This is a genomic window from Edaphobacter sp., from assembly GCF_035763405.1.
Lineage (GTDB): Bacteria > Acidobacteriota > Terriglobia > Terriglobales > Acidobacteriaceae > Edaphobacter.
The window spans coordinates 1-6,611 of record NZ_DASUBE010000132.1 but is presented as its reverse complement, the minus strand read 5'-3'; the positions used below and the strand labels follow the sequence as shown (position 1 = coordinate 6,611).

Here is a 6,611-nt window from a genome sequence, read left to right as displayed (position 1 = left end):
TTAGAGGGTGCTGAAAAAGTCAGTTTTGCTTAAGGGCACGGCTTCAGCCGTGCCGCTAACGCTGCAAAATCAACGCGGCTTTAGCCGCTGAGGTACGCTTTCTTCCCGGCGAGACACTTTTTCAGCACCCTCTTTAGCCCCTGAGGGAATCTTCGCGGACTTAATCAGACCTTCCATAGAGCAAAATAACGACCGCCTCTTTTTGTTTGTCATTCCCGAAGGGAATCTGCGTTTTGCTTCGCGGCGCACCGAATGACAGCTCAGGGAAAATACCCCAGCGCCGAGGCGCCCCGGGGGGGATAGTCCAGACCTAAGTCCAATGTTTGAAGGATTTTGAGTACTTAATAGGGGGAGGGGGGTCGACCTCTCCCGACAGCCTAAATCTGGTGCGTAATGAACCCGAACTTCATATACAGCCCCAGCACCACAGCAAGCACCAACGCGAGGGTCGTCCAGGGAAGCGCCGAGCGGATATGTTTCCTCACCGCCTCCAGGATGACGATCAGCACATAGAGCACAACCATCAGCACCAGCCCATCCGCCACAAAGATGTGAGTGTACGAAGGCGTGGCTGTCAGCACGTGCTCCATGTGAAACGGAGGAAACAGCGACCCCGCCGCAAAGACGATCAGGAAGAGAATGAACTGGAGGCAGAGAAAGAAGAAGTTTTTCATAATGTCCCTCGTTGGACGCGCGACGCGCCTTGAAGGCGCGCGGCATGATTACCCTGCATGGTACGGAACAGCCCCGCCGATGACATGAATTGTATGCAGCCACGTCTCGGCCAGCGCAGGCCAGTGCGTAATCGGCAGCGCGGTGGGCCGCAGGCCGTAGCCGTGGCCTCCCTGCGAGAAGATGTGCAACTCCGCTGGAACCTTGGTCTCCTTGAGCGCCTGAAAGTAGAGCAACACGTTCTCCACGTGCGCAAAATCATCCTCAGCCTGCAACAGAAACGTCGGCGGCGTCTTCGGACCGGGGTCGATACCCGGAGCCAGCTTGTCGAGCGCGGGCTCAATCGTCAGGTAGCCAGGATAGATGATGAACGCAAAGTCAGGTCGCGCGTCCGGCTCGTTCTCCGGCTCGCCGGTCCGCTTGAAGTCAGGATGGTTGCACAGCACGACGGCCAGATGCGCACCCGCCGAGAATCCAAGCACCCCGACGCGGTGCGGATCAACGCCCCACTCCGCCGCGTGTGCCCGCGTGATGCGCATGGCCTGCTGCGCATCTTCCAGATCAGCCGTATTCTCAGGAAAACGCGTCTTGAACGGCACCCGATACTTCACCAGAGCGCAGTTGACGCCGATCGAGTTCAGCCACGTGCAGACTTCCGTGCCTTCAAGATCGTAAGCGAGAATCTGGTAGCCTCCGCCGGGAAACACCACCACCGCCGCGCCGGTGTTCTTTGCCGCCTCGGCCGGGTAGAACGCCAGCGTCGGCCTGCTGATGTTGGTAATGTGTTCCAGCCGCCTGCCGGCAATCAAAGCGTCGGTCGGCTTGGTAATGTCCTGCTCCGGCCCGCCGGTGTAAGGCTCAGGCGCGCCGTGCGGCCACAGCGGTAGCGTAACTTTTTGCGCGGAAGCGAACGGCGTGGAGGCCAGAAGAGCAACAGCAAGAACAAGGAGTGTGCGCACCGAGCCATAGTAATACCTTTCAGCAGCAAAGATGAGCGGCTCGATGCACATACTCTGCACAACTCCATCACAGTTCCCGGTTACACTTTTCGAGACTGTTCAACTTCGAGGGTTCGCCATGCGGTTCCGCTCCTCTGTTCGTGCCGTCTCGCTCGTTCTGGTTCTCCTTGCCCCCATCGCGCTCCGCGCGCAGCTTGCCGAGCAGCCGCAACTGCACACCGCATCACAACAGGAGCTGGACGTCATCAAAGTGTTGCTGAAGCAGCAGGACGCCTGGAACCGCGGCGACCTCGACAGCTTCGCCCAGGGCTACAAAAACTCGCCCGACATCATCTTTCTCTCCCGCGAGGTCTCGCGCGGCTACGACGGCATGGTCGAAGCCTACAAGCGCGACTACCCGAACAGGACCGCGATGGGTACCCTGACCTACTCCGAGCTTGAGGCGCACATCCTCGACGAGAAGTACGCCGTCGTCATCGGCAAATACCACCTGGACCGCAGCAAAAAAGACGGCGGCAACGCCGACGGCGTCTTCTCGCTCCTCTTTGAAAACACCACCCAGGGCTGGAAGATCATCCTCGACCACACGACATAGCGATCACAGCAGCTACCGCGCCCAGGCAAGACCATCAGCACCGGGGCCCGCACCAATCAGCGATTGCACCTTCCAGTCCGCCAGATTGATTGCCGCAACCTTGCCGCTGGTATTGCAGGAGACGTAAGCCACCTTGCCGTCGGGCCGGACAAGGATCTCCTGCGGCGCGCTGGGCACTGCGATGGTGCGCACCACCTTAAGCGTGCCAAGATCGACTACAGCCACCTGTCCGGTAGCGGGCACGGCCACCAGCAGCGAGCGGCCATCAGGCGTCGGTGCCGTGCCATAGCCAAGCCCCGGCAGCGCGACCCACGCCTTCACCTTGTTCGTCGCCGTATCGATCACAGCAAGACGTGGACGAGTCTGGTCCGACGTAAACGCCATCCGGTCGTCGTTCGAAAGCGCGATGCGCTGCGTCTTGGCTGAAATCGGAATGACGGCAATCGTCCTGCGCTCAGCCATGTCGAGCACCGACACGGTTCCTGGCCCGACGTTCGCCGTGTAACCCCGCCTTCCGTCGCGCGAGAGCGCCAGCATGTGCGACTGAGCCTGCCCGGTCGGCACCTTGCCGACGATCTTCAGCGTCTTCGGGTCAATCTCTGTGACAGCGTTGTCCAACTCCGTCGTCACATAGAGCAGTCCACTCGTGCGGTTGTAGATGGCGCAGTGCGGCCGCACGCTGTGGCCGAAATCGACGCGGTGCGTGATTGTGTGCGAGGCCAGATCGACCACTAGCATTTCGTGACCGTCGATGCCGGGTTTGCCTACGCCCGTGCTTCCATAGACCGGCAGATACGCCGTGCGGCCATCGGGCGAGACGGCAGCCTCATGTGCGTGAACGCCTGTGACTGCCTCGTGAATCGTTGCCACCTGCTTCGCCGTCGCCGCATCCACGACGCTGACCGTCGCGTCACCCTGATTGACCACCAGCAGAGCGGGCTGCGCACTCACCATCGCAGACAGGCCAAGACAAACGACAGACGCTACCACCGAACGAAACCATGCCATTGTTTCCATAGGCACTGAAGTATATCCCGCTGGTTCTGGTCTGCGAAGAGCAATTTCAATGGCGGCGATTCAGCCCTCAGCGGTCGAACTCAGCTCGGCAATCAGAGCATCCAGTTCGTCGCGCATTCGCTCGTTCATGACGGCGAACTGGAACCCGGCTCCCATGCCCGGACGAACCATCCTGCTGGTCGCCTGCACGCGGAGCACTCTGTCCTTCACGCGGAAGACCATCTCGACCGGCGTTCTCTGCCGCATCCGCAGACGCGCCTGGGTTTCGATGTAGCAGCCGGCCGCGCTGATGTCGAGCACGCGCCCGCGAAACAGCACAGACCCGTCAAGCACCAGCACCTCGGCCACGGCATCGACGGCGTAGCGTGGATGCTGCCTGCGCTCCACCAGCGCCTGCCCGGTAACGCCACGCCGCTCCGGCCCGTCGAACTCCGCGTCAGCCTCCAACGCCACCCCCGCGAACCTTTGCCGCCAGAAGTTGCAGCGACTGGTCTCTTCATCGGCAAGCGTGCGCACCAACATGAGCCGCAAAAACGAAGAGGCCGGGCAGCCGGCCCGACCCCTCAGATTCTCTTCGTACTGCAATCACACGGTCATAATCTCTTTTTCCTTGGCCTTGAACATCTCATCGATCCGCCTGATCTCGGCGTCGGTCAACTGCTGCACCTCTTCGTTGGCGCGCTTCTCGTCGTCGGCGGAGATGAGCTTGTCCTTGGCCGCCTTCTTAATCTGATCGTTGCCATCGCGTCGAATGTTGCGAATCGCTGTCTTGTGGTCTTCAAGCGTCTTGTTCAACTGCTTGACCACTTCCTTGCGCCGCTCCTCGGTCATCGGCGGCACAGGCACGCGAATGACCTTGCCATCGCTCATTGGGTTCAGGTTGTTGCCCGAGGTGCGGATGGCCTTTTCAATCGCGCCGATCATGCTCATGTCGTAGGGCTGCACCAGGATCATTGTCGGCTCGGGCGTCGAGACCTGCCCCATCTGCGCCACCGGCGTGTCAGTGCCGTAGTAGTCCACCTTCACGTGGTCGAGCATGTGAACGTTCGCCCGCCCCGTCCGGGCCGAGAGCAGATACCCGCGAAAGTCTTCGACCGACTTCTCCATGCGGGTCTTCAACTCACGGTGCGTTCCCTTCAACGCCTCGATACTCGCCATCGCCGATGCCATACCGTGTCATCCTTGGGCGCGGTTGCGCCAAAGCAAATTCTACTGAAATTGCGGCGTCTCTGCTGAGTGACGATTGGGTGTGCAACGAGAGATTACTTTGGTGCGAACGCCTTCAGGCGGCGGCACGCCTCCGCCAGGTCGGCGTCTTTTTTGGCGAAGCAGAAGCGCAGCAGATCTTCGCCTTTGCCAGGACGGAAGAAGGCAGAGCCTGCGACTGCGGCGACGCCGGTCTTCGCCAGCAGCGCGCGTGCCTTTTCGGCAGCAGTGTTCCCCGGAAGATCTCCCGTGGAGGCAAGCACGTAGTACGCCCCATCAGGAACATGCGGCGTCATGCCTGCAATACGCAACGCATCGACGATCATCGTGCGCTTGGCCTCGTGGTCATGCGCGAGGTTCGCATAAAACTCCGGCCCAAGCTGCTCGACACCATCGGCGCAGCCATGCTGGAACGGTGCGGGCGCGCAGACGTAGAGCAGATCGTGAAAGTAGCCGATAGAGCCGAGCCACTTCGAATCGGCCAGCAGATAACCGACGCGCCAGCCCGTCACCGAGAACGTCTTCGAGAAGCCCGACATCACAATCGTGCGCTCGCGCATTCCGGGGATGGTCGCCGGACTGATGTGCTTCGCGCCGCCGTAGATGAAATGCTCGTAGATCTCGTCGGTGAAGACAAAGAGGTCGAACTCCTGCGCAATCTCCGCGAGACCCTCAAGCTCCGCTCGGGTGAAAACTTTACCGCATGGATTCACGGGAGTGTTGATGACCATGGCGCGCGTGCGAGGCGTAATGGCTGCGCGGACGGCGTCGAGACTGAGTGCCCAATCCGGCTCCTGCAACGCGACCGGCACAGGGATTGCGCGCACGGAGCGGAGCGTGTTCGCGTGATAACCATAAAAAGGCTCGAAGACCAGCGCCTCATCGCCCGGATTGAGCAATGCCATCGCCACGGCGTGGAAGCCCCCGGTAGTGCCGCTGGTGACGAGCACCTCACGGTCGGGATCGACGCTAATGCCAAGCGTGCGCTCGACCTTCGCGGCAATGGCGTTCCGCAACCGCGCGATGCCGTCCAGGCGCGTGTAGATGTTAAGTCCGTCGTGGATCGCCTTGATCGCGCCCTCGGCAACGACCGCAGGCACTTCCGTGTCGCAGACGCCCTGCGCCAGATTGACGCCGCCCACGCGGTCGCACTCGACCGTCATGGCGCGAATCTCCGACTGCACCACGCGCGGCGCAAGCTCGCTCAAACCCAATCTGCCTGTCGCGATCGCTTCGGCGTGTCCCATCGTGAATGGCCCTCCCATCGACGTACAACCATCTTACGTCCGCCGCGAAGAGAAGGCACCGTGGCGCAGCCTCAGTGCTCTGCGCGGAACGTCTTGCCCAGCTCCTCATCCGCGAGGCGGAAGTAATGCCGGAAGTTGTAGATCAGCGGCGACCACTTTGCAGGATCGACGTGCTTGCCTTCAAGCACAAAGTCGCTGGCGACATGCACGCGGACGATCTCGACCTCGGCCGCCCAGCCTCCGCCAAGCTGCATCAGCCGCTCGCCTTCGAGCCGGTGCATCTTCGTCACCCGCGCCTCCATGTGTACGGGGCATTCTTGCGCACGGTCAGGACGCACGGCTTCACTCGCCATCGGCGTCAGGCCGGCGGCGCCGAACTTCTGCGATTCGGAACGGAACTGCTTCGACTTCAGCTCAGGCACCGGGTCTTTGCCGGTCAGCGGAGCCAGCTTTTCAACCTCGCGCCACATATCCGGCGAAGGCAGATTCACAACACACTCCGGATGCCGCGCCAGGTTCTCCGCTGTCTTGGTCGCATCGAGCACACCGAGCATCAGCGTCCAGCCCAGCGCCCAGAACGACGACATCGGCGCAAGGTTCGTGCTGCCGTCTTCGTTCAGCGAACTGATCAAAGCCACTGGAGTTCCGAAGTAGAGAATCTTAGGTTCGATTGTCTTGAATTCCATCGCAGCGATTGGATGCTTGACGGACAGCGCACGTATCAAAAAGAAGAATGCTGAGGTGCCATTGACAGGAGGTTACGCCGTGCCTACCGTATGACTATGGAGCTTCACTTCACTCCCGAACAGGAATCGCACCTCGCGCAGATTGCCCAGCACGAGGGCAAGAATACCGAGCAGTTAGTGTTCGATATAGCGGTGCACCTGCTCGATGGAGATCGCCTTTTCCGGGAAG

The 6,611-nt window shown here is 60.9% G+C and carries 8 protein-coding genes; 1 reads left to right on the top strand and 7 read right to left on the bottom strand.

Annotation, left to right across the window (positions count from 1 at the left end):
• Positions 1-377: 377 nt before the first annotated feature.
• Positions 378-674, bottom strand: coding sequence for a hypothetical protein (locus tag VFU66_RS13015; protein ID WP_326446693.1), 297 nt, complete (start codon positions 672-674; stop codon positions 378-380).
• A 48-nt stretch (positions 675-722) separates the two neighbouring features.
• The gene (locus VFU66_RS13010) at positions 723-1,682 is read right to left on the bottom strand and encodes an alpha/beta hydrolase (protein WP_326446695.1); all 960 of its coding nucleotides are present in this window, start codon (positions 1,680-1,682) and stop codon (positions 723-725) included.
• Positions 1,683-1,749: 67 nt separating this feature from the next.
• Between VFU66_RS13010 and VFU66_RS13005 the strand changes: the two genes are divergently transcribed.
• The gene (locus VFU66_RS13005) at positions 1,750-2,226 is read left to right on the top strand and encodes a YybH family protein (RefSeq protein ID WP_326446692.1); all 477 of its coding nucleotides are present in this window, start codon (positions 1,750-1,752) and stop codon (positions 2,224-2,226) included.
• A gap of 12 nt (positions 2,227-2,238) precedes the next feature.
• On the opposite strand, the gene VFU66_RS13000 is transcribed toward VFU66_RS13005, so the two are convergent.
• The 5 genes from VFU66_RS13000 to VFU66_RS12980 form a co-directional block, all read right to left on the bottom strand.
• Positions 2,239-3,234 carry a cytochrome D1 domain-containing protein gene (locus VFU66_RS13000; protein ID WP_326446691.1) on the bottom strand — a complete coding sequence of 332 codons (996 nt, stop codon included), beginning with the start codon at positions 3,232-3,234 and terminating at the stop codon, positions 2,239-2,241.
• 69 nt (positions 3,235-3,303) lie between these two features.
• Positions 3,304-3,696, bottom strand: coding sequence for a PilZ domain-containing protein (locus VFU66_RS12995; protein ID WP_326446690.1), 393 nt, complete (start codon positions 3,694-3,696; stop codon positions 3,304-3,306).
• Positions 3,697-3,828: 132 nt separating this feature from the next.
• Positions 3,829-4,413 (bottom strand): ribosome recycling factor, encoded by a 585-nt coding sequence (frr, locus tag VFU66_RS12990; protein WP_326446689.1) that lies wholly within the window; start codon positions 4,411-4,413, stop codon positions 3,829-3,831.
• Positions 4,414-4,505: 92 nt separating this feature from the next.
• Positions 4,506-5,696 carry an aminotransferase class I/II-fold pyridoxal phosphate-dependent enzyme gene (locus VFU66_RS12985; RefSeq protein WP_326446694.1) on the bottom strand — a complete coding sequence of 397 codons (1,191 nt, stop codon included), beginning with the start codon at positions 5,694-5,696 and terminating at the stop codon, positions 4,506-4,508.
• A gap of 71 nt (positions 5,697-5,767) precedes the next feature.
• Entirely contained in the window at positions 5,768-6,382 is a 615-nt protein-coding gene (locus VFU66_RS12980; RefSeq protein ID WP_326446688.1) for a flavin reductase family protein, read from the bottom strand.
• Between the last annotated feature and the right edge of the window lie 229 nt (positions 6,383-6,611).

Coding starts and splice junctions, on each gene's coding strand:
- VFU66_RS13000 (WP_326446691.1), bottom strand. CDS start 3,234: ATGGCATGGTTTCGTTCGGTGGTAGCGTCTGTCGTTTGTCTTGGCCTG.
- VFU66_RS13005 (WP_326446692.1), top strand. CDS start 1,750: ATGCGGTTCCGCTCCTCTGTTCGTGCCGTCTCGCTCGTTCTGGTTCTC.
- VFU66_RS13015 (WP_326446693.1), bottom strand. CDS start 674: ATGAAAAACTTCTTCTTTCTCTGCCTCCAGTTCATTCTCTTCCTGATC.
- VFU66_RS12980 (WP_326446688.1), bottom strand. CDS start 6,382: ATGGAATTCAAGACAATCGAACCTAAGATTCTCTACTTCGGAACTCCA.
- frr (WP_326446689.1), bottom strand. CDS start 4,413: ATGGCATCGGCGATGGCGAGTATCGAGGCGTTGAAGGGAACGCACCGT.
- VFU66_RS13010 (WP_326446695.1), bottom strand. CDS start 1,682: ATGTGCATCGAGCCGCTCATCTTTGCTGCTGAAAGGTATTACTATGGC.
- VFU66_RS12985 (WP_326446694.1), bottom strand. CDS start 5,696: ATGGGACACGCCGAAGCGATCGCGACAGGCAGATTGGGTTTGAGCGAG.